The organism is Acidimicrobiales bacterium (genome assembly GCA_035540975.1).
GTDB lineage: Bacteria > Actinomycetota > Acidimicrobiia > Acidimicrobiales.
In genome coordinates, this window is the sequence record DATLFN010000124.1 from 1 (window position 1) to 18,486 (window position 18,486).

Sequence of the window (18,486 nt, forward strand, 5' to 3'; positions counted from 1 at the left end):
GCTCGGTTACCGAGTCACCCTCCAGTCCGCCGCCTGACAGCCAGAACCTGATTCGGGGCTTACGCCCCGAGGGAGCTCCGCTCCCAACCCCCGCCCGACGCGCCCACGCGCTCACGCGACACCAGTCATTCACGTTTCAGGGAGGTGCTCAGGGGCGGCGGGCTCACGCCGTGGTTGGCGGCTCGGCGGCGCGGGAAGGAAGCTCAAGACGTCTTCCCGTGGCCCGCCGCCCGGCTGGCCGTCGCCGAGAGCGCCCCCGGTCGCAGCCGAGCAGCGGGCCGCGCCCGGCGGCGGGCCCGACCGAGTCCCCGGAGGTACGCCCATGGCGTTCTGGAGCACGACCAGCGGCGTGGTGACCGGCGTCGCCGGCACCCTCACCGGCGTCGTCGGCCTCGCCACGCTCGCCGCCCAGATGGGTTGGATCGGCGGCGACGGCGGCGCCGAGGAGGCGTCGTCCCGGGTGGAGACGGCCGGGGAGGCCGCCGGCGAGGACGCCGGCAACCGCCTGGCCGAGGACGGTGACGCGGCGCGCGGCGACAACGACGCCGCGCCGGAGTTCGCGGTGACGCCGGCGTCGGTGCGCTTCGAGGCGCTCGGCGCCCGCACCACCATGGTCACCGTCCGCAACACGGGCGGGGCGGAGGTCACCGTCGAGGACGTGACGGTGGACAGCGGTGACGCCGACCGGTTCACGGTGGCGGCCGCCGCGTGCACGGCCACCACGCTCGACCCGGGACGCAGCTGCGAGGTGGAGGTCGCCTACGAGCCCGCCGGTCGGGGCTCGGCGCGGGCGACCATGGTCGTGGACGTGGCGGGGGCGCCGGCCCGGGAGGTGCCCCTCACGGCGGCATCGCTGCTCTGACCGCCCGCCCCGGCCGTGCCCCTCAGGGCCCGCCTTAGAATAACTTGCACGGCCGCGACGCGATCACCGTTGTGCTGCCTCCCTCGCCGGCCTTCGGCCGTCCAAGTTGTTCTGCGGCGGTCCCTCAGGCCGGGTAGACGCCCACCTCGGCCGCCTTGACCGCCGCCCACACCGGCGTTCCCGGGGCCAGGCCCAGCTCGGCCACGGCGGCCGGGGTGACCTCGGCCACGACCGGGAGCGGGCCGTCGACCCGGACCCGGGCCCGTTCCCCCTCGGGGTCGACCGACTCGACCGTGCCCGCCCACACGTTGCGGGGCGTGCCCTCGGGGCGGGCGGGGTGCAGGGAGACGGCCCGGGGATGGATCACGGCCAGCACGGCGCCCGATGCCGACGCCGCCGCGGGCGCCCGCAGCTCGAACCCGCCGGCGAGGACGATGCCGCCGCCCGACGCCCGGCCCCGGTACAGGTTCACGCCGGCCAGATCGGCGACGAAGGCGGAGCGGGGCCGGGCCGCCAGGTCGGCGGGGAGGCCCTCCTGCACGACCCGTCCCTCCTCCAGCACCACCACCCGGTCGGCCAGCGACACCGCCTCGACGGGGTCGTGGGTGACGAGGAGGCGGACGCCCCGGAAAGAGGCGAGGTGCCGTCTCAGTTCTCGCCGCACCTCGACCCGGCTGGTGGCGTCGAGGGCGGCCAGCGGCTCGTCGAGGAGGAGCACCCGCGGCTCCACCGCCAGGGCCCGGGCGAGGGCCACGCGCTGCGCCTGCCCGCCGGAGAGGGCGCCGGGCCGGGCGTCGCCGCGGCCGGCCATCCCCACCCGGTCCAGCCACTCTCCGGCGCGCCTGCGCGCCTCTCTCCGGGGGACGCCGCGGGCGCGCAGGCCGAAGGCCACGTTGTCGGCCGCGCTGAGGTGGGGGAAGAGGCGCCCGTCCTGGAACACCACCCCGACCGGCCGCTGCTCGGGGCGGAGCCGCACCCCGGCGGCGGTGTCCTCCCAGACCGACCCGTCGTGCGAGACGGCGCCGGCGGCCAGGGGCACCAGGCCGGCCAGCGCCCGCAGCAGCGTCGTCTTGCCGGCGCCGTTCGGACCGAGGACGGCGACCACGTGGCCGGGGGCGACCTCGACGTCGACGTCGAGCACGAGGTCGCCGGCGGCCACCCGCACGGCGGCCCGCAGGCCGTTCCCCCCCCTCACCCCGGGCCCAGCCAGCGCGTCCGCAGCCCGGCCAGGACGGCCACCGACACGGCTACCAGCACCAGGCTGAGGGCGATGGCCGCCTCCGGCCGGGTGTCGAGGAGCAGGAAGACCTTGAGGGGGACGGTCTGGGTCCGCCCCGGGAAGCTGCCGGCGAAGGTGATCGTCGCCCCGAACTCGCCCACCGCCCGGGCCCAGCACAGCACGGCACCGGCGGCCAGCGACGGCCACACCAACGGGAGGGTCACCCGCCGGAACACCGGCCCGCGGCGGGCGCCCAACGTGCGGGCGGCCTCCTCCAGGCGGGTGTCGGCGCCGCGGAAGGCGACCTCGGCGGTGACGACCAGGAACGGCATGGCCACGAACGTCTCGGCCAGGACGACGCCGGCGGTGGTGAAGGGAAGGGTGATCCCGAAGGTGCGGTCGAGCCAGCCGCCCACCAGCCCGGCTCGTCCGAACGCCAGCAGGAGGGCGACGCCACCGACGACGGGGGGGAGCACCATCGGGAGGGTGGCCAGCGCCCGCACCACCCGGCGGCCGGGGAAGGCCGAGCGGGCCAGCAGCCAGGCCAGCGGGAGCCCGAGCACGGCGGACACGGCGGTGGCGGCGATCGACGTCGTGACCGACAGGGCCAGCGCCTGGCGCACCTCGCCGTCGCCCACCTGGGACACCACCTCGCCCCACGGCGCCCGCCAGACGAGGCCGGCCAGCGGGACGGCGAAGATGGCCACCCCCAACGCGGCGGGCACCACGACGGCGACGGGCGCCCGGCCCCGGCGACGGCTCACCGGCCCGACCCGCCACGCTCAGGCGGGCCGGGCGGGCCCGGCGTCCGCGGCGGTCGCCGGCCCCCCCGACCACCTTCCGGCGGCAAGAAGGGGAGGTATGCGCACGTTTCTGCCGCCGGAACGACGGCACGGGCCGGCCGGGCCCGCCGGCGTGCAAGCTCGGGCGGCGGTTCCGGCGGCAAGAAGGGGCGGTATGCGCCCGTTTCTGCCGCCGGAACGCCGGCACGGGCCGGTGGGGCCCGCCGGCCCCCCCGGCCACGGCGAGCAGGGTCCGGCGGAACGACGGCACCGGCCGGTCGGGCCCGGGGGGGCCGGGGGCCGGTCACGGCACCTCGAAGCCGGTGGAGGTCAGGACGTCGCGGCCGGCGGGTGAGGCAACGAAGTCGACGAACGCCCGGGCGCTGCGGGGGTCGTCGGACGCCATCACGGTGGCGATGCCGTACTCGGCCATCAGGCCGGGCCCGTCGAGGGGCATGCCGTCGACCCGGCCGGCGGCCGAGCGCACGTCGGTCGCGTACACCAGCCCGGCGTCGGCCTCCCCGAGCACGACCCGGCCGAGCACGGCCTTCACGTCGGGCTCGTACGACCGCGGCCGGGGGGCGACGGCGGCCCCGGCCAGGGCGGCGGCGGCCAGCTTCCCGCACGGCACCTCCGGGGCGCACACCACCAGGTCGACCCCCGGGCGGGCCAGGTCGTCGACGGTGCGGATGCCACGCGGGTTGCCCGGAGCGACGGCCACCGCCAGGCGGTTGCGGGCGAATGTCCGCACGGGGCCGGTGAGCCCCTCGGCGGCGAGGGCGTCCACCACGACCCGGTCGGCCGTCGCCACCACGTCGGCGGGCGCGCCGGCCCGGACCTGGGCGGCGACGGACGGCGAGGCGGCGAAGGCCATCTCCACCTCGACGCCCGGGTCGGCCGCCTCGAAGCGCCGGCCCAGGTCGGTGAACGGCTCGGTCAGGGAGGCGGCGGCGACGACGGTCACCGACCGGCGGCCGGCGGCGTCGCCCGAGGACCCACACCCGGCGGCGGCCAGCGCCACGGCGACGGCGACGGCGGCCGCCGCCCGTCGCATGCCGCCCCCGTGTCGTGGCCACGAACGTGCGCCGCGTGCGCAGCGGCAAGGTCGGTGGCCGCACTCGCCGCCGCAGGCGGCCTCTGCGGCGGCTGACACCGGGAAAGAACAGGGCGGAGGCGGCGCGAGCTCCGCTCGCCCGCCGGAGCACGATCCAACTCGACCGAATGGAGTGAGCGGAGCGAACGAACGAGGTCGAAGCACTAGGCCGGCAGCTCGACGACGACGGCGGTCGCCTTCACGGCCGCCACCGCCAGGACGCCGGGCGCCAGGCCGAGCTCGTCGGCCGCCTCGCGCGACATGAGCGACACGACCCGGTGGCGGCCCACCTGGATCTCCACCTGCGCCATGACGTCGCCCCTCGTCACCTTGGTGACGATCCCGGGCAGGCGGTTGCGGGCCGACTGCCCGCTCACCGCCCGCTGCCGAGGGGGCGGCGCCTCGTCGGCCGCGAACCGGGCCAGGGCCTCGCCGTCCACGACCCGGTGACCGCCCGCCGTCCTCGTGGTCGAGAAGCGTCCGGCGTCGGCCCACCGGCGCACCGTGTCGACGCTCACCCCGAGCAGCTCGGCAGCTTCTCCCAGACGAAAGCTCGCCATCGCCAGGATCCTACTCGGAAAAGCTCCCAGGCCCCGAGTGGAAGAACCCGTCGCGGGCGGCCTCGAGCAGCAGCTCGGACACCCGCGCCGGTTGCTGGACGTGCACGTCGTGGTCGGCGTTCGGCACGTGGTGAACCTGGGCCCGTCCCAGGGCCGCGACCGCCCGTTGCGCGTCGGCGCGGGTGACGGGCCCGCCGTCGGCCGGCCCGGTGGCGACGACGAGCAGCACGGGGACGTCCAGCCGGTCCAGGATCTCGGAAGGGCGGTGCTCCCAGAGGGAGCGGAGCAGGCGCAGGTGGCGGTCGAAGGCGAGGTGGGGCCGCACCGTCCCGTCGGCGCCAATCGCGAAGTTGGCCATGGTCGCCTCGACGCCCCACTCGGACCACGACGGGTAGTCCCGGCGGATGGCCGCCTCCACGTCGCCGGCCCGGGCCCCGTCCCACCGGGGCGGCGCCAGCGCGTCGGCGCACTCCTCCCAGTCGGGGAACCGGCGAGCGAGCTCGATGACGCCGCCGTCGACGCCGCCGACACCGGCCAGCCGGTCTCCCGCCCGCCGGCCCACGTCGAGAGCCAGGTTCCCGCCCATCGACTGGCCCACCACGACCGGCCGCCCGGGGCCGAGGACGTCGGGAGCGTCGAGGACGTCGAGGACGCGCAGCAGGTCGTCGCCCAGGGTGGCGAGGTCGTAGCCGCCGTCGGGCTGGTCGCTGCGACCGTGGCCCCGCAGGTCGACGGTGGCGACGGGGTGGCCGGCGGCCGCCATCCGCTGCGCCACCCCCTCCCAGGTGCGGGCGTTGGACGCCAGCCCGTGCACCAGCACGAAGGGCAGGCCGGGCGCTCCGGGCGCCCACGACGTGCAGTGGAGCCCGACGCCGTCGGCGACGTCGACGCGCCGCGTGGCGGGTGGGGGAGGAGCGGGCTCGGTCGGCGGCACGGGGGCGCAGGTTACGGACGGCGAGGCCCCCGTAGACTCCGGCCGTGGCACGTGAGGGTGACGACCGCATCCTCACCGTCCCCAACGTGATCTCGATCGGGCGCCTGCTGTGCGTCCCCGGCTTCTTGTGGCTGCTGTTCGGGCAGGAGGACCGCTACGCCGCCGGCCTGCTGCTGGCTGCCCTCGGCATCACCGACTGCGCCGACGGCTGGATCGCCCGCCACTTCCACCAGGAGTCGCGGCTGGGCAGGATCCTCGACCCGACGGCCGACCGCATCCTGCTCGGCGTGGGCGTGGTCGCCCTGCTCATCGACGGGTCCATGCCCCGCTGGGTGGGCGCCCTGGCCGTGACCCGGGAGGTCGTCGTGGGCGTCACCGTCGTGGTGCTCGCCGCCATGGGGGCCAAGGACGTGATCGACGTCAAGCTGGCCGGCAAGGCCGGCACCCTGCTCCAGATGGTCGCCTTCCCGCTGTTCCTCGCCAGCAACCCCGACGGTGGGGCGCCCTGGCACGAGCTGGCCCGGCCCCTCGCCTGGCTCACCGTGATCCCCGGTCTGGTGCTCAGCTACTACGCGGCGGCCACGTACGTCCCGCCCGCCCGGGCGGCCCTGGAGCGGGCCCGGGCCGTCAAGAGCGCCCGGTAGGCGCCGGTAGCGGGGGAGGACCCCGGGTAGGGTGACCGCGTGAAAGCCGTCATCATGGCCGGCGGCGAGGGGACCCGCCTGCGGCCGCTCACCTCGAACCAGCCCAAGCCGATGCTCCCGCTGGCCAACCGGCCGATGATGGAGCACGTCATCCGCCTGCTCAAGGAGCACGGCCTCGACGACATCGTGGTGACGGTGGCGTTCATGCCGCACGCCATCCGCACCTACTTCGGCGACGGCAGCGAGTTCGGCGTCAAGCTGTCCTACGCCACCGAGGAGTCGCCCCTCGGGACGGCGGGCTCGGTGCGCAACGCCAAGGACGAGCTGGACGAGCCCTTCCTGGTCATCTCGGGGGACGTGCTCACCGACATCGACCTGTCGGCGATCATCGCCTTCCACGAGGAGCGGGGCGCCCTCGCCACCATCGGCCTGAAGGCCATGGAGAACCCGCTCGACTTCGGCATCGTCATCACCCGCGAGGACGGCACCATCGAGCGCTTCCTGGAGAAGCCCACCTGGGGCCAGGTGTTCAGCGACACGGTGAACACCGGCATCTACGTGCTCCAGCCCGAGATCTTCGACTTCGTCCCCGAGGGGAAGGTCGACTGGTCGGAGGAGGTCTTCCCGGCGCTGCTCGAGGCGGGCAAACCCCTGTTCGGCTACGTGGCCGAGGGCTACTGGGAGGACGTGGGGACGTTGGAGGCCTACCTCCAGGCCCACCACGACGTGCTCGACGGCAAGGTCGAGGTGGCCGTCCCCGGCTTCCGCCTGGGCGAGGGCGTGTGGCTCGGGGAGGGTGCCGAGGTCGACCCGGGCGCCAAGCTCGACGGGCCCGTCGTCATCGGCGACTACTGCAAGGTGGAGGAGGGCGCCCACCTGGCCGAGTACACCGTGCTGGGCTCGAACGTGCGGGTCGGCGCCCACGCCTACGTGGAGCGCAGCGTCATCCACGACAACGGCTACCTCGGCTCCCAGGTGCGGCTGCGGGGGACGCTGGTCGGGCGCTCCAGCGACCTCCGCCACGGCGTGCGCTGCGAGGAGGGCGTCGTCCTCGGCGAGGAGTGCCTGGTGGGCGAGCACGCCGTCGTCAACCCGGGGGTCAAGGTCTACCCGTACAAGACGGTGGAGTCCGGGGCGGTCGTCAACAGCTCGATCATCTGGGAGTCGCGCGGGGCGCGCCACCTGTTCGGGCGCCTCGGCGTGACGGGGCTGGCCAACGTCGACATCACCCCCGAGCTGGCCGTCCGGGTGGCCATGGCCTACGCCACCACCTTGAAGAAGGGCTGCACGGTCACCACCTCCCGCGACTCCAGCCGGGCGGCGCGGGCCCTCAAGCGGGCCGTCATGGTCGGGTTGACGGCGGCCGGCGTCAACGTCGAGGACCTGGAGGTCGCCACCGTCCCGGTCACCCGCTTCCACGTGCGGTCCATCCGCAGCGACGGCGGCGTCACCGTCCGGCTGGCACCGGGCGACCCCCAGTCGGTGCAGATCCGGTTCTTCGACACCGAGGGGATCGACATCCCCGAGACGGCCCAGCGCAAGATCGAGCGCCTCTACCACCGCGAGGAGTTCCGGCGGGCCATGGCGGCCGAGATGGGCGACATCGGGTTCCCGGCCCGCTACCTCGAGCACTACACCGACGTGATGATGTCGACCGTCGACACCGACGCCATCCGGGCGTTCGGCTTCAAGGTCGTCCTCGACTACGCCTACGGCTCGGCCAGCTTCGTCATGCCCAACGTCCTCGCCAAGCTGGGGGCCGAGGTCCTCACCGTGAACCCCTACGCCTCGACGTCGGGCGCCACCGCGTTCGACCGCGACGCCCACGCCCGCCGGGTCGCCGACCTGGTCCGGGCGTCGGGCGCCCACCTCGGCGCCGTGGTCCACCCCGACGGCGAGCGCATCACCCTCATCGACGACGCCGGCCAGGTGCTGGTCGACGACACGGCCCTGCTGGTGCTCCTCGAGCTCGTGCTCCAGACCACCGACGACGCCAGGGTGGCCCTGCCGGTGGCGGTGGGCAGGGGCGCCGAGGACCTCTGCCGGCGGTCGGGCGGCGAGATCGTGTGGACCAAGCTGTCGGCCTCACACCTCATGGAGGTGGCGTCCGGCGCCGACGTCCACTTCGGCGCCAGCCAGGACGGCGGGTACATCTTCCCCGCCTTCCTGCCCGCCTACGACGGCGTGGCCGCCCTCGTCAACCTGCTCTCCATGCTCGCCTCCACGGGCGTGCGCCTGTCGAAGGTCGTGGGGGAGTCCCCCCGGGTCCACATCGCCCACCAGACCGTCGCCACCCCGTGGGAGCAGAAGGGCATGGTGATGCGCACCATGGTCGAGCGCCAGAAGGACTCCGAGCTGGTGCTCATCGACGGCGTCAAGGTGGTCCTCGACGACGGGTGGGCGCTCGTCCTGCCGGATCCCGAGGAACCCCTCACCCACGTGTGGGCGGAGGGCGGCACGGCCGGCGAGGCGCGGTCACGGGCCCAGGACTTCGCGCGCCGAATCCGCCAATTGCTGCCCTGAGCCTCCGCCCTTCGGGCGAGAATAGGAGCGTGCGCCGGCCCACCCTGGTCCTGACTGCCGCGTCGGCGCTCCTCGGCTTCCTGCTGGTCACCGCCGTCTCGTCGGTCGGCCAGGCCCGCCGGGCGGACGCCCCCCGCAAGAAGGAGCTGATCGACCTCATCGAACAGCGCCGTGACCTGGTCGCCGAGCACGACCGGACGGTGTCCGCCCTGCGCGACGACGTGGACGCCGCCCGCCGTGAGGGCATCCGCCGCAACGAGCAGGACCGGGCCCAGGGCGAGGCGGTCGCCGACCTGGCGCTCCAGGCGGGGACGGTGGCGCTGCGGGGCCGCGGCCTGGAGGTCGAGCTCAGCGACTCTCCCCGGCGGTCCTCCGCCGACGGCGACGGCGACGCCTTCCGCATCCACGACACCGACCTCCAGCTGGTCGTCAACGCCCTGTTCGCGGCGGGCGCCGAGGCGGTGTCGGTCAACGACAGCCGGCTGGTGGCGACCACGCCCATCCGGGCGGCCGGCGACACCATCGTCGTGAACTTCCGCCCCCTGACCCCGCCGTACCGGGTCGCGGCCATCGGCGCCGACAAGCGGGCCTTCGAGGACAGCGAGATCGCCAGGCGCTTCCGGCGGTGGACGGGCCTGTTCGGGCTCGGGTTCCGCATCTCCCAGGGGGACGTCGAGGTGCCCGCCTACTCGGGGCGGGTCGCCATCGTGTCGGCCCGCACGCCGTAGATGCTCCCCCTGTTCGGGCTCGTGGTGGGCGCCCTCCTCGCCGTGCTGCTCCAGCCGACGGTGCCACAGGAGCTGTCCCGCTACGTCGCCATGGCCGTCGTCGCCGCCCTCGACGCCACCCTCGGCGGGGCCCGCTCGGCCCTGGAGCACACGTTCAACGACCGCATCTTCGTGATCTCGTTCGTCTCCAACGCCGCCATCGCCATGGTGCTCGTCTGGCTGGGCGACCAGCTGGCCGCCGACCTGTCCACTGCCGTCGTCGTCGTCCTCGGCATCCGCATCTTCCAGAACGCGGCGGCCATCCGCCGGCGCCTGGTCGGGGGATGATCCCGATCGCGCGCCCGCGCACCGGTTCTCGGGACGGATGCAGCCGCCGGGCGGCGCCTCGTGCCCCGAGAACGACGGGAACCCTCGGTTGAGCACGGCGGGGGACCTGGCCCGGATCGGTCGGCGGTTGACGCGCTCGCCGTGGCGGCCGGCGGGTCGGGCCACCGTCCGGCGCCGGCTGCGGGTCGGGCCGGTGCTCGTCGTGATCGCCACCGGCCTGGTGGGGTTCCTGCTCGTCAGCCAGCTGCGGACCACCGAGCGCTTCACGCAGCGACTCGAGCAGGAGAGCGAGGACGACCTGGCCCGCATCCTGGCCAGCCTCACCGGCGAGGCGGACGCCCTGCGGGACGAGATCAGCGACCTCAAGCTCCAGCTGGCCGACCTGCGGGCCACCAACCGGGAGGACGACTCGGCCGGGCGGGCGGCCGAGCAGCAGCTCCAGGCGCTCTCCGTGCTGGCCGGGACCGTGCCCGTCACCGGCCCCGGGCTCACGCTGCGGATCGAGGACCCGGAGGGCTCGGTCGGCTACGAAACCCTCATCGACGCCGTGCAGGAGCTTCGCGACGCCGGCGCCGAGGCGCTGGCCGTGAACGACCGCCGCATCGGGGTGGCGTCGGCGTTCTCCGAGCGCGACGGCCGCGTGGTCCTGGACGGCGCCCCGCTGTCCACGCCCTTCCGCATCGTCGCCATCGGGCAGCCGGCCACCCTGGACGGCGGCCTCAAGATCCCCGGCGGCGTCCTCGACACCCTCGAGGCCCTCCCGGGCGTGCGGTCCGAGGTGTCCCGCTCGGCCAGGCTCGACCTCCCGGCGCTCGCCCGGCCACCCGCGTTCCGGGTGGCGCGTCCGGTAGGGTCCGCACCCTGACCGGCCCCGTGCGGGGCATGGCCGTGCTGGAGGTCGCCCGTCGATGAACGTCCCCGCGGACCTGCGCTACACCCCCGACCACGAGTGGGCCCGCCTGGAGGACAGCGGGGTCCGGGTGGGGATCACCGACTACGCCCAGGAGGCGCTGGGCGACGTGGTGTTCGTGCAGCTGCCCGAGATCGGTGCCCGGGTCGTCGCCGGTGACACCTTCAGCGAGGTCGAGTCCACCAAGTCGGTGTCCGACATCTACGCCCCCGTGGCCGGCGAGGTGGTGGAGGTGAACGGTGGTCTGGCCGACGCACCCCAGAACATCAACGACGACCCTTACGGCGAGGGCTGGATCTGCCTGATCGAGCCCTCCGACCCGGCGGCCCTCGACGCGCTGCTGGACGCCGACGCCTACGGGGCGCTCATCTCCGGCGGAGCCGGATCGGAATAGCGTGGACGGCGTGTTCTGCAACCGGTGCGGCCACAAGAACCCCGCCGGCTCCAACTTCTGCTCGTCGTGCGGCGGCGTGCTGGCCGTGTCCGGCGAGGAGACCACCATCGTGTTCACCAACGAGGCGCCGGGGGAGACGGGCGACGACGAGATCGGCGTGAGCCTCGAGGGGCTGCCCGAGGGCGTCGGGCTCCTCGTCGTCAAGCGGGGGCCCAACGCCGGGTCGAGGTTCATGCTCGAGGCCGACGTGACCCGGGCGGGCCGTCATCCCGACAGCGAGATCTTCCTCGACGACATCACCGTCTCCCGCCGCCACGCCGAGTTCGTCCGCCAGGGCCCCGGCTACGTGGTCCGCGACGTCGGCAGCCTGAACGGCACCTACCTCAACCGCGAGCGCCTCGAGGAGGCGCCCCTCAACCACGGCGACGAGGTCCAGATCGGCAAGTTCAAGCTCGTGTTCCTCGCCTCCGGCGAGGGGTGACGGCGCGGTGGCGGAGCGGCCGTACCGGTCGATCGGCGAAGTCCTCTCGCTGCTCAAGGACGAGTTCCCCGACGTCACCATCTCGAAGATCCGCTTCCTGGAGAGCCAGGGGCTCCTCGACCCCGAGCGCACCGCCTCGGGCTACCGCAAATTCTACGAGCCCGACGTCGAGCGCCTGCGCTGGATCCTCCGCCAGCAGCGCGAGCACTTCCTGCCCCTGAAGGTGATCAAGGGCCGCCTGGGCGTGGGCACCGGCGGCGCCGAGGAGCCGGCCGATGGGCACGACGCCGACGACCCGGGCGACGCCGGCGACGCGGGCGACCCGAGGGGCGACGAGCGGCGCGCCGACGACCGGTCCGTGCACCCGAGCGGCCCCCGCCGGTCGGTGGTCGTGCCCGCCCCGGCGCCCTCGCCCCGGTCGGCCACCGCCGTCGAGGCGCCGCCCGACGCCCGCCCGCCGCCCGCTCCCGCTCCTCCACCGGCGCCGCCCGTCGCGGCAACCGAGCCGGCGCCGCCTCGGGTGCCGGCGCCCACCGCCGACCGCCCGCCGGCGGCCAGCGTGCTGTCGGCGGGGATGACCGGGGTGAGCCTCACCATCGAGGAGCTGGCCAACGCCACCGGGCTGCCCTACGAGCGGATCCGGGAGCTGGAGCGCTACGGCTTCATCACCGGCCGGCCCGTCGCCGGCACCGTGTACTACGACGAGGAGGCGCTCGTCGTCGCCAACCTGGCCGTGGGGTTCGCCCGGTTCGGCATCGAGGGCCGGCACCTGCGCATCTACAAGAACTCGGCGGAGCGGGAGGCCGGGCTGTTCGAGCAGATCGTCACGCCGCTGCTCAAGCAGCGCAATCCCGAGGCGCGCCGCCAGGCCCAGCAGGCCCTGGAGGACCTCACCCAGCTCGGCCAGAGCCTGCGGGCCGCCGTGCTGCGCCAGGCCGTGCGGCGCCTCTCGGGCGGGTGAGCCCGGCCCGGGTCCTCATCACCACCGACGAGCTGCGGGCCGGCGTGGAGCGCCTGGCCGCCGAGCTGTCCGACGCCTACGAGGACGGCGTCCTCCTGGTGGCGGTGCTGAAGGGGAGCGTCCCGTTCCTGTCCGACCTGGTGCGCGCCCTCACCATCGTCCCCGAGGTCGACTTCCTCGCCATCTCGTCGTACGCGCCGGACACCGGGCGGGTGCGCCTGGTGAAGGACCTGGAGGCCGACATCGCCGGGCGGGACGTGGTGCTGGTCGAGGACATCGTCGACACCGGCCTCACGCTGACCTACGTGCTGGGCGAGCTGGCCCGGCGGGGGCCCCGCTCGCTGGAGGTGTGCGCCCTGCTGGACAAGGCCACCCGGCGCATCGTGCCGACCCCCGTGCGCTTCGTCGGCTTCACCGTCGGCGACGACTTCGTGGTGGGCTACGGCCTCGACTTCGCCGAGCGCTACCGCAACCTCGACCTGGTCGCGGCGGGCGATCTGGCGGCCCTGCGCAGCGACCCCGATGCACACGTGGACCAGTTCTACGCACGGTAGGGTGGTTTTCATGGTGGAGATGCATCTCGCCGCGGTGAGGGTGGAGCTCCCCACCAACAATCCGGTGGTGCTCCTCCAGGAGACCGAAGGGGCCCGGCGGACGCTGCCCATCTTCATCGGGGCGCCCGAGGCGACCGCCATCGCCTTCGCCCTCCAGGGCGTCGTCCCCCCCCGGCCGATGACGCACGACCTGATGCGCGACATCCTGGTCGCGGTGGGCGCCACCCTCGAGCGCGTCGTCGTCACCGAGCTGCGCATGGGCGACGACGGCCGCAGCGGCACGTACTACGCCGAGCTCCACCTCAAGCAGGGCGACGAGACCCGGATCGTCTCCAGCCGGCCGTCCGACGCCATCGCCCTGGCCGCCCGCACGGGCACGCCCATCTTCGCCGAGGAGGAGCTGCTCGACGAGGCCGGCATCGTCATCGACTCCGAGGAGGAGGACGAGACGCCGCCCGACGAGCTCGTCACCCAGTTCCGCCAGTTCATCGAGGGCATCCGCCCCGAGGACTTCAGCTCCTAGCCGCTTCGACCTGCATTCGTTCGCTTCGCTCGGTCGTTGACGGCGGGAGGCGGTGGTCGTACCGTTACCCCTACACGGGTGTAATTTCGACACTGTGACGTCGCGTCGGCTCCGGCCGGCACTGGAGGGCGCTTCCCCATGCCTGAAGAGGGATTCCGAGGACCCCAGGTCTGCAAGATCGCGGGGATCACCTACCGCCAGCTGGACTACTGGGCGCGCACCGACCTGTTGCGACCGTCCATCAGCGACGCCCGGGGCAGCGGCACCCAGCGGGTGTACTCCTACCGGGACCTGCTCGAGCTCAAGGTCATCAAGCGCCTCCTGGACGCCGGCGTCTCGCTCCAGTCGGCCCGGCGCGCCCTCGGCCTGCTCCGCAGCTCCGGGAGCGACGTCGCCGCCGCCAACCTGGTGCTCAACGGCGCGCACTCGGTGCTGGCCACGTCGGGCGAGGAGATCATCGACCTGCTCAAGGGTGGCCAGGGAGTCCTCAACATCGTCCCCCTGGCCGGCGTGGTCCAGGAGCTGGACGCCGCCATCACCGAGCTCACGCCGCCCGTTCCCGAGGTGCGGGCGGGCGGCGAGGGCAGCGGGCTGCCGCAGGCCGGCACCGGGGGATAGCGAGCTGGACCGGTCGCCGCTGCCGCACGAGCGGATCCGCTTCGCCCACAACTCGGAGCGTCAGTTCGCCAAGCTCCTCGACTTCTACGGGATCGTCTGGGAGTACGAGCCGACCGAGTTCATCCTGGCCCGCGACCGGGCGGGCAGGCCGGTGCAGGCGTTCCGGCCCGACTTCTACCTGCCCGCCTACGACCTGTTCATCGAGATCACCACGCTCAACCAGAAGCTGGTGACCAAGAAGAACGCCAAGGTGCGCCGTCTCCGGGAGCTGCACCCGGAGGTGAAGGTGAAGATCTTCTACCAGCGGGACTACCTGAACCTGCTGGTCAAGTACGGCCTGGAGGAGCCCACCCAGCTGGCCGACGCCGGCCTCGACGACCGCGAGCCGCGGCCCTTGGACTTCGCCGTCGGGGACTGAGGACGGGCGCCGGGGCCACCTAGTGTGGCTCCGTGACCGACGTGCTGCGCCGCTCGCCGCTCGACGCCGCCCACCGCCAGCTGGGCGCCCGGATGGTGGAGTTCGGCGGGTGGGGGATGCCCTTGTCGTACCCGTCGGGGACGCTGGCCGAGCACCAGGCGTGCCGCGCCGGCGCCGTCGCGTTCGACGTGAGCCACCTGGGCACCGTGCGGGTGGAGGGGCGCCGGGCGCTGGCCCACCTCAACGACGTGCTCACCAACGACCTGGGCCGCCTCGGGCCCGGGCGGGCGCAGTACACCCACCTGCTGGACGAGGCCGACGCCTCGGTGGTGGACGACATCATCGTGTGGTGGCGGTCCGACGACCGCTTCGACGTGATGCCCAACGCGTCGAACACGGCGGACGTGGTGGCGGCCCTGGGCGGCGACGACGTGACGGCCGGGCGGGCGGTGATCGCCGTCCAGGGCCCGTCGGCCCGGTCCCTGCTGTCGGCCGTGTCGCCCGAGGCGGCGGCGGTGCCCCGCTTCGCGGTGGTCGACGTGGATTGGCACGGCACGCCCGTGGTCGTGGCCGGCACCGGGTACACGGGCGAGGACGGCGTGGAGTGCGCCGTGCCCGCCGGGGCGGCGCCCGCCTTCTGGGCCGCCGTGCTCGACGCCGGCATCGCCCCCGCCGGCCTGGGCGCCCGCGACACCCTCCGCCTGGAGGCGGGGCTGCCCCTCCACGGCCACGAGCTGGGGCCCGGCATCACGCCCCTCCAGGCCGGGCTCGGGTGGGTGGTGGCCTGGGACAAGCCCCGCTTCAGCGGGAAGGCGGCCCTGGAGGCGGAGCGGGAGCGGGGGGTGTCGCGACGGCTGCGGGGGCTGGCCGTGGAAGGGCGCCAGCCGCCGCGGGAGGGCTACCCGGTGTCGGTGGACGGCAAGCCGGCCGGGACCGTCACCAGCGGGAACTTCTCACCGGTGCTGGGCCACGGCATCGCCTTCGCCTTCCTCCCCCCGCACGTCGGGCCGGGTGCGGAGGTGACCGTCGACCTGCGGGGCCGGCCCGTGCCCGCCCGGGTCGTGAAGACGCCGTTCGTGGGCGGGCGCAAGGGCTGAGCGATGGGCCACTTCGTCCCCCACACCGACGCCGAGGTCGCCGAGATGCTGGGCTTCCTCGGCCTGTCGTCGACCGACGAGCTGTTCGCCGCCGTCCCGCCCGCCTTGCGCCTGGCCGGCGGCCTCGACCTGCCCGACGGCCTGTCCGAGCCGGACGTCGCCGTCGAGATGGGGCGCCTGGCCGCCGCCAACCCGGCCTCGGGGCTGGTGTGCTTCGCCGGCGGCGGGATCTACGACCACGAGGTCCCGGCCGCCGTGCGGTCGCTCGCGTTCCGCTCCGAGTTCGTCACCGCCTACACGCCCTACCAGCCCGAGGTGGCCCAGGGCGTGCTCCAGATGCTGTTCGAGTACCAGACGATGGTCGCCCGCCTGGCCGGCCTGGAGGTGGCCAACGCCTCGCTGTACGACGGGGCCAGCGCCCTGGTCGAGGCGGTCAACCTGGCCGTCGCCGCCACCCGCCGGCCCACCGTCTGGCTGAGCCGGGGCGTGAACCCGAGCTGGCGGGCGGTGGCGCGCACGTTCGCCGAGGGCACCGGCCACGAGCTGGTGGAGGTCGGCCTGGCGGGCGGCACCACGGCGTGGCCGGCCGACGGCGCGCCGGGCGCGTTGGTGGTGCAGCAGCCCAACTACCTGGGCTGCCTGGAGGACCTGTCGGAGGCGCGGCGGGTCGCCGACCGCACGGGCGCCCTGCTGGTGGTGGCGCTCGACCCGGTGGCTGCCGCCGTGGTCCGGTCCCCCGGGGGCCTGGGCGCCGACGTCGTGGTCGGCGAGGGCCAGCCCTTCGGCACGCCGATGTCGTTCGGCGGCCCCCTGCTCGGCCTGTTCGCCTGCCGCATGGAGCACGTCCGCCGCCTGCCCGGGCGGCTGGTGGGCGAGACGGTGGACGTCGAGGGCCGGCGCGCCTACGTCACCACCCTGCGCACCCGCGAGCAGGACATCCGGCGGGAGAAGGCGTCGTCCAACGTCTGCACCAACCAGACGCTCATCGCCGTGGCCTGCGCCATCCAGCTCTCCTGGCTCGGCACGTCGGGCCTGCGGGAGATGGCCCTGCGCTGCGCCCGGGGCGCCCGCTACGCCCGTGAGGCGCTGGCGGCGGTGGACGGGGTGGAGCCGCTGGTCGGCGCCCCCACGCTCCGGGAGTTCGCCGTGCGGGCGCCGGTGCCGGCCGCCACGGTCGTCGAGCGCATGGCCGACGAGGGCTTCCTGGCCGGCGTGGCGCTGGGCGACGAGTACGGAGACGGGCTCCTGGTCGCCGTCACCGAACGGCGGACCCGGGAGGAGATCGACCAGTACGCGGCGGCGTTCGAGAAGGTCGTCCGGTGAGCGAGGTCCCCGTCCCCGGAGGCGGCGGCACCGAGCCGGCCGATGCTCCCTCGACGGTCGGCGCGGCCGCCGCCGTGCCCGGCCCGCCGGCGGCGGGCGGGAAGGCGAGCAGCGCGCCGGTGATGGGGCGGGACGAGGAACCAACCGTGTTCGAGCTGTCCTCGCCCGGCCGGCGCGCCTGGTCGTTCCGCACCACGGGCGTGCCCGAGTGGTCGGAGGACGAGCTGGTCCCGGCCCAGCACCGTCGCACCGAGCCCCTGGCGCTGGCCGAGGTGTCCGAGCGCGACCTGGTGGGCCACGTCACCCGCCTCAGCGCCCGCCAGTACTCGGTCGACCTGGGCGCCTACCCGCTGGGCTCGTGCACCATGAAGTACAACCCCAAGCTGTGCGACGAGGCGGCGTCGCTGCCCGGGCTGGCCGGCGTGCACCCGTCGGCGCCCGCCGCGCTCACCCAGGGGTGGCTGGCCCTTCTGGCCGACCTGGCCGACCGCCTGTGCGCGGTGACCGGTATGGCGGCCGCCACCCTCCAGCCCCCGGCCGGCGCGGCGGGCGAGCTCACCGGCCTGCTGTTGATGCGGGCGTGGCACCGCGACCAGGGGCGGGCCCGCACCAAGGTCATCATCCCCGACTCGGCCCACGGCACCAACCCGGCGTCGGTCACCCTGGGCGGCTACACCACGGTGACCGTGCCGTCCGACGACCGGGGCTGCGTGGACGTGGCCGCCCTGCGGGCCCGCCTCGACGAGGACGTGGCCGGGATCATGCTCACCAACCCCAACACCCTCGGCCTGTTCGAGGAGGACATCGCCGAGATCGCCGCCGCCGTCCACGAGGTGGGCGGGCTCCTGTACTACGACGGCGCCAACCTCAACGCCATCCTCGGGGTCACCCGCCCGGGCGACATGGGCTTCGACATCGTCCACATGAACCTGCACAAGACCTTCGCCGTGCCCCACGGCGGCGGTGGGCCGGGCGCCGGCCCGGTGGCGGTGTCGGAGCGGCTGGCGCCCTACCTGCCCGGCCCGCTGCCGGTGGGGGACGGGCACGGGGGGTGGGCCTGGCGCACACCGGAGCGGTCCATCGGCCGCGTGCACTCCTGGCACGGCAACGCCCTGGCGCTGGCCCGGGCGTACTCCTACATCCTCGCCAACGGGGGCGACGGGCTGCGCAAGGTGGCCGAGGCGGCGGTGCTCAACGCCAACTGGCTGCGGGCCCGCCTGCGCGGCACCTACGACATCCCCTACGACCGCCCGGGGATGCACGAGTTCGTGGCCTCGGCGGCGACGCTCAAGCGCACCTCGCACCTGCGGGCCGTGGACGTGGCCAAGCGCCTCCTGGAGGAGGGCTTCCACGCGCCCACGGTGTACTTCCCGCTCATCGTCGAGGAGGCCCTGATGATCGAGCCGACCGAGACCGAGAGCCCGCAGACGCTGGAGGCGCTGGCCCGGGCCTCGTCGACCCGGCCCACGGGCGTCGTGCGGGGGGCGGCGGCCGCGCCGTCGGGGTCGGCGGCGATGCGCTCCAGCGCCCGGGCC

At 74.6% G+C, this 18,486-nt stretch carries 21 protein-coding genes; 16 read left to right on the forward strand and 5 right to left on the reverse strand.

Annotated features, from left to right (window positions below; translation table 11 throughout):
* The first annotated feature begins 322 nt into the window (after positions 1-322).
* Entirely contained in the window at positions 323-862 is a 540-nt protein-coding gene (locus VM242_12415; protein ID HVM05967.1) for a choice-of-anchor D domain-containing protein, read from the forward strand.
* 124 nt (positions 863-986) lie between these two features.
* On the opposite strand, the gene VM242_12420 is transcribed toward VM242_12415, so the two are convergent.
* The 5 genes from VM242_12420 to VM242_12440 form a co-directional block, all read right to left on the reverse strand.
* Positions 987-2,057 (reverse strand): ABC transporter ATP-binding protein, encoded by a 1,071-nt coding sequence (locus tag VM242_12420; GenBank protein ID HVM05968.1) that lies wholly within the window; start codon positions 2,055-2,057, stop codon positions 987-989.
* Positions 2,054-2,845, reverse strand: a complete 792-nt coding sequence (locus tag VM242_12425; GenBank protein ID HVM05969.1) for an ABC transporter permease — start codon at positions 2,843-2,845, stop codon at positions 2,054-2,056. The genes VM242_12420 and VM242_12425 overlap by 4 nt, the downstream gene beginning before the upstream one ends.
* A 322-nt stretch (positions 2,846-3,167) precedes the next feature.
* Positions 3,168-3,917: a molybdate ABC transporter substrate-binding protein gene (modA, locus tag VM242_12430; GenBank protein ID HVM05970.1), complete on the reverse strand. Its 750-nt coding sequence runs from the start codon at positions 3,915-3,917 to the stop codon at positions 3,168-3,170.
* A gap of 203 nt (positions 3,918-4,120) precedes the next feature.
* On the reverse strand, positions 4,121-4,516 hold the full coding sequence (locus VM242_12435; protein HVM05971.1) for a TOBE domain-containing protein: 396 nt from the start codon (positions 4,514-4,516) through the stop codon (positions 4,121-4,123).
* Positions 4,517-4,526: 10 nt separating this feature from the next.
* Positions 4,527-5,450, reverse strand: coding sequence for an alpha/beta hydrolase (locus VM242_12440; protein HVM05972.1), 924 nt, complete (start codon positions 5,448-5,450; stop codon positions 4,527-4,529).
* A 44-nt stretch (positions 5,451-5,494) separates the two neighbouring features.
* On the opposite strand from VM242_12440, the gene VM242_12445 reads away from it, so the two are divergent.
* From VM242_12445 to gcvPB, 15 genes are all read left to right on the forward strand, one after another.
* On the forward strand, positions 5,495-6,094 hold the full coding sequence (locus VM242_12445; GenBank protein ID HVM05973.1) for a CDP-alcohol phosphatidyltransferase family protein: 600 nt from the start codon (positions 5,495-5,497) through the stop codon (positions 6,092-6,094).
* Between the two features lie 39 nt (positions 6,095-6,133).
* Entirely contained in the window at positions 6,134-8,617 is a 2,484-nt protein-coding gene (locus VM242_12450) for a sugar phosphate nucleotidyltransferase (protein HVM05974.1), read from the forward strand.
* A 29-nt stretch (positions 8,618-8,646) separates the two neighbouring features.
* Positions 8,647-9,345: a DUF881 domain-containing protein gene (locus VM242_12455; protein ID HVM05975.1), complete on the forward strand. Its 699-nt coding sequence runs from the start codon at positions 8,647-8,649 to the stop codon at positions 9,343-9,345.
* Positions 9,346-9,672, forward strand: a complete 327-nt coding sequence (locus VM242_12460; protein ID HVM05976.1) for a small basic family protein — start codon at positions 9,346-9,348, stop codon at positions 9,670-9,672. It abuts the gene before it with no gap.
* Positions 9,673-9,760: 88 nt separating this feature from the next.
* Positions 9,761-10,537: a DUF881 domain-containing protein gene (locus VM242_12465; GenBank protein ID HVM05977.1), complete on the forward strand. Its 777-nt coding sequence runs from the start codon at positions 9,761-9,763 to the stop codon at positions 10,535-10,537.
* A 43-nt stretch (positions 10,538-10,580) separates the two neighbouring features.
* On the forward strand, positions 10,581-10,976 hold the full coding sequence (gene gcvH / locus VM242_12470; GenBank protein HVM05978.1) for a glycine cleavage system protein GcvH: 396 nt from the start codon (positions 10,581-10,583) through the stop codon (positions 10,974-10,976).
* A 10-nt stretch (positions 10,977-10,986) separates the two neighbouring features.
* A complete protein-coding gene (locus tag VM242_12475; protein HVM05979.1) occupies positions 10,987-11,457 on the forward strand; it encodes an FHA domain-containing protein in 471 nt (156 codons plus the stop codon).
* Between the two features lie 7 nt (positions 11,458-11,464).
* Positions 11,465-12,418 (forward strand): MerR family transcriptional regulator, encoded by a 954-nt coding sequence (locus VM242_12480; protein HVM05980.1) that lies wholly within the window; start codon positions 11,465-11,467, stop codon positions 12,416-12,418.
* A complete protein-coding gene (gene hpt / locus VM242_12485; protein HVM05981.1) occupies positions 12,415-12,972 on the forward strand; it encodes a hypoxanthine phosphoribosyltransferase in 558 nt (185 codons plus the stop codon). The genes VM242_12480 and hpt overlap by 4 nt, the downstream gene beginning before the upstream one ends.
* A 10-nt stretch (positions 12,973-12,982) precedes the next feature.
* Complete coding sequence (locus tag VM242_12490) at positions 12,983-13,495, forward strand: bifunctional nuclease family protein (protein ID HVM05982.1); 513 nt, start codon at positions 12,983-12,985, stop codon at positions 13,493-13,495.
* Positions 13,496-13,633: 138 nt separating this feature from the next.
* Positions 13,634-14,113, forward strand: coding sequence for a MerR family transcriptional regulator (locus VM242_12495; protein HVM05983.1), 480 nt, complete (start codon positions 13,634-13,636; stop codon positions 14,111-14,113).
* A 151-nt stretch (positions 14,114-14,264) separates the two neighbouring features.
* On the forward strand, positions 14,265-14,531 hold the full coding sequence (locus tag VM242_12500) for a hypothetical protein (protein ID HVM05984.1): 267 nt from the start codon (positions 14,265-14,267) through the stop codon (positions 14,529-14,531).
* Between the two features lie 32 nt (positions 14,532-14,563).
* Entirely contained in the window at positions 14,564-15,628 is a 1,065-nt protein-coding gene (gene gcvT / locus VM242_12505; GenBank protein ID HVM05985.1) for a glycine cleavage system aminomethyltransferase GcvT, read from the forward strand.
* A 3-nt stretch (positions 15,629-15,631) separates the two neighbouring features.
* Positions 15,632-16,951: an aminomethyl-transferring glycine dehydrogenase subunit GcvPA gene (gcvPA, locus tag VM242_12510; GenBank protein HVM05986.1), complete on the forward strand. Its 1,320-nt coding sequence runs from the start codon at positions 15,632-15,634 to the stop codon at positions 16,949-16,951.
* The coding region (gcvPB, locus tag VM242_12515) for an aminomethyl-transferring glycine dehydrogenase subunit GcvPB (GenBank protein HVM05987.1) at positions 16,948-18,486 on the forward strand (1,539 nt) is incomplete at its 3' end. The genes gcvPA and gcvPB, both read left to right, overlap by 4 nt.

What these genes read in the sequence shown, in the direction of transcription:
- VM242_12415 (HVM05967.1), top strand. Translation starts at nt 323, where the DNA reads ATGGCGTTCTGGAGCACGACCAGCGGCGTGGTGACCGGCGTCGCCGGC.
- modA (HVM05970.1), bottom strand. Translation starts at nt 3,917, where the DNA reads ATGCGACGGGCGGCGGCCGCCGTCGCCGTCGCCGTGGCGCTGGCCGCC.
- VM242_12435 (HVM05971.1), bottom strand. Translation starts at nt 4,516, where the DNA reads ATGGCGAGCTTTCGTCTGGGAGAAGCTGCCGAGCTGCTCGGGGTGAGC.
- VM242_12460 (HVM05976.1), top strand. Translation starts at nt 9,346, where the DNA reads ATGCTCCCCCTGTTCGGGCTCGTGGTGGGCGCCCTCCTCGCCGTGCTG.
- gcvH (HVM05978.1), top strand. Translation starts at nt 10,581, where the DNA reads ATGAACGTCCCCGCGGACCTGCGCTACACCCCCGACCACGAGTGGGCC.
- VM242_12490 (HVM05982.1), top strand. Translation starts at nt 12,983, where the DNA reads ATGGTGGAGATGCATCTCGCCGCGGTGAGGGTGGAGCTCCCCACCAAC.
- VM242_12495 (HVM05983.1), top strand. Translation starts at nt 13,634, where the DNA reads ATGCCTGAAGAGGGATTCCGAGGACCCCAGGTCTGCAAGATCGCGGGG.
- gcvPA (HVM05986.1), top strand. Translation starts at nt 15,632, where the DNA reads ATGGGCCACTTCGTCCCCCACACCGACGCCGAGGTCGCCGAGATGCTG.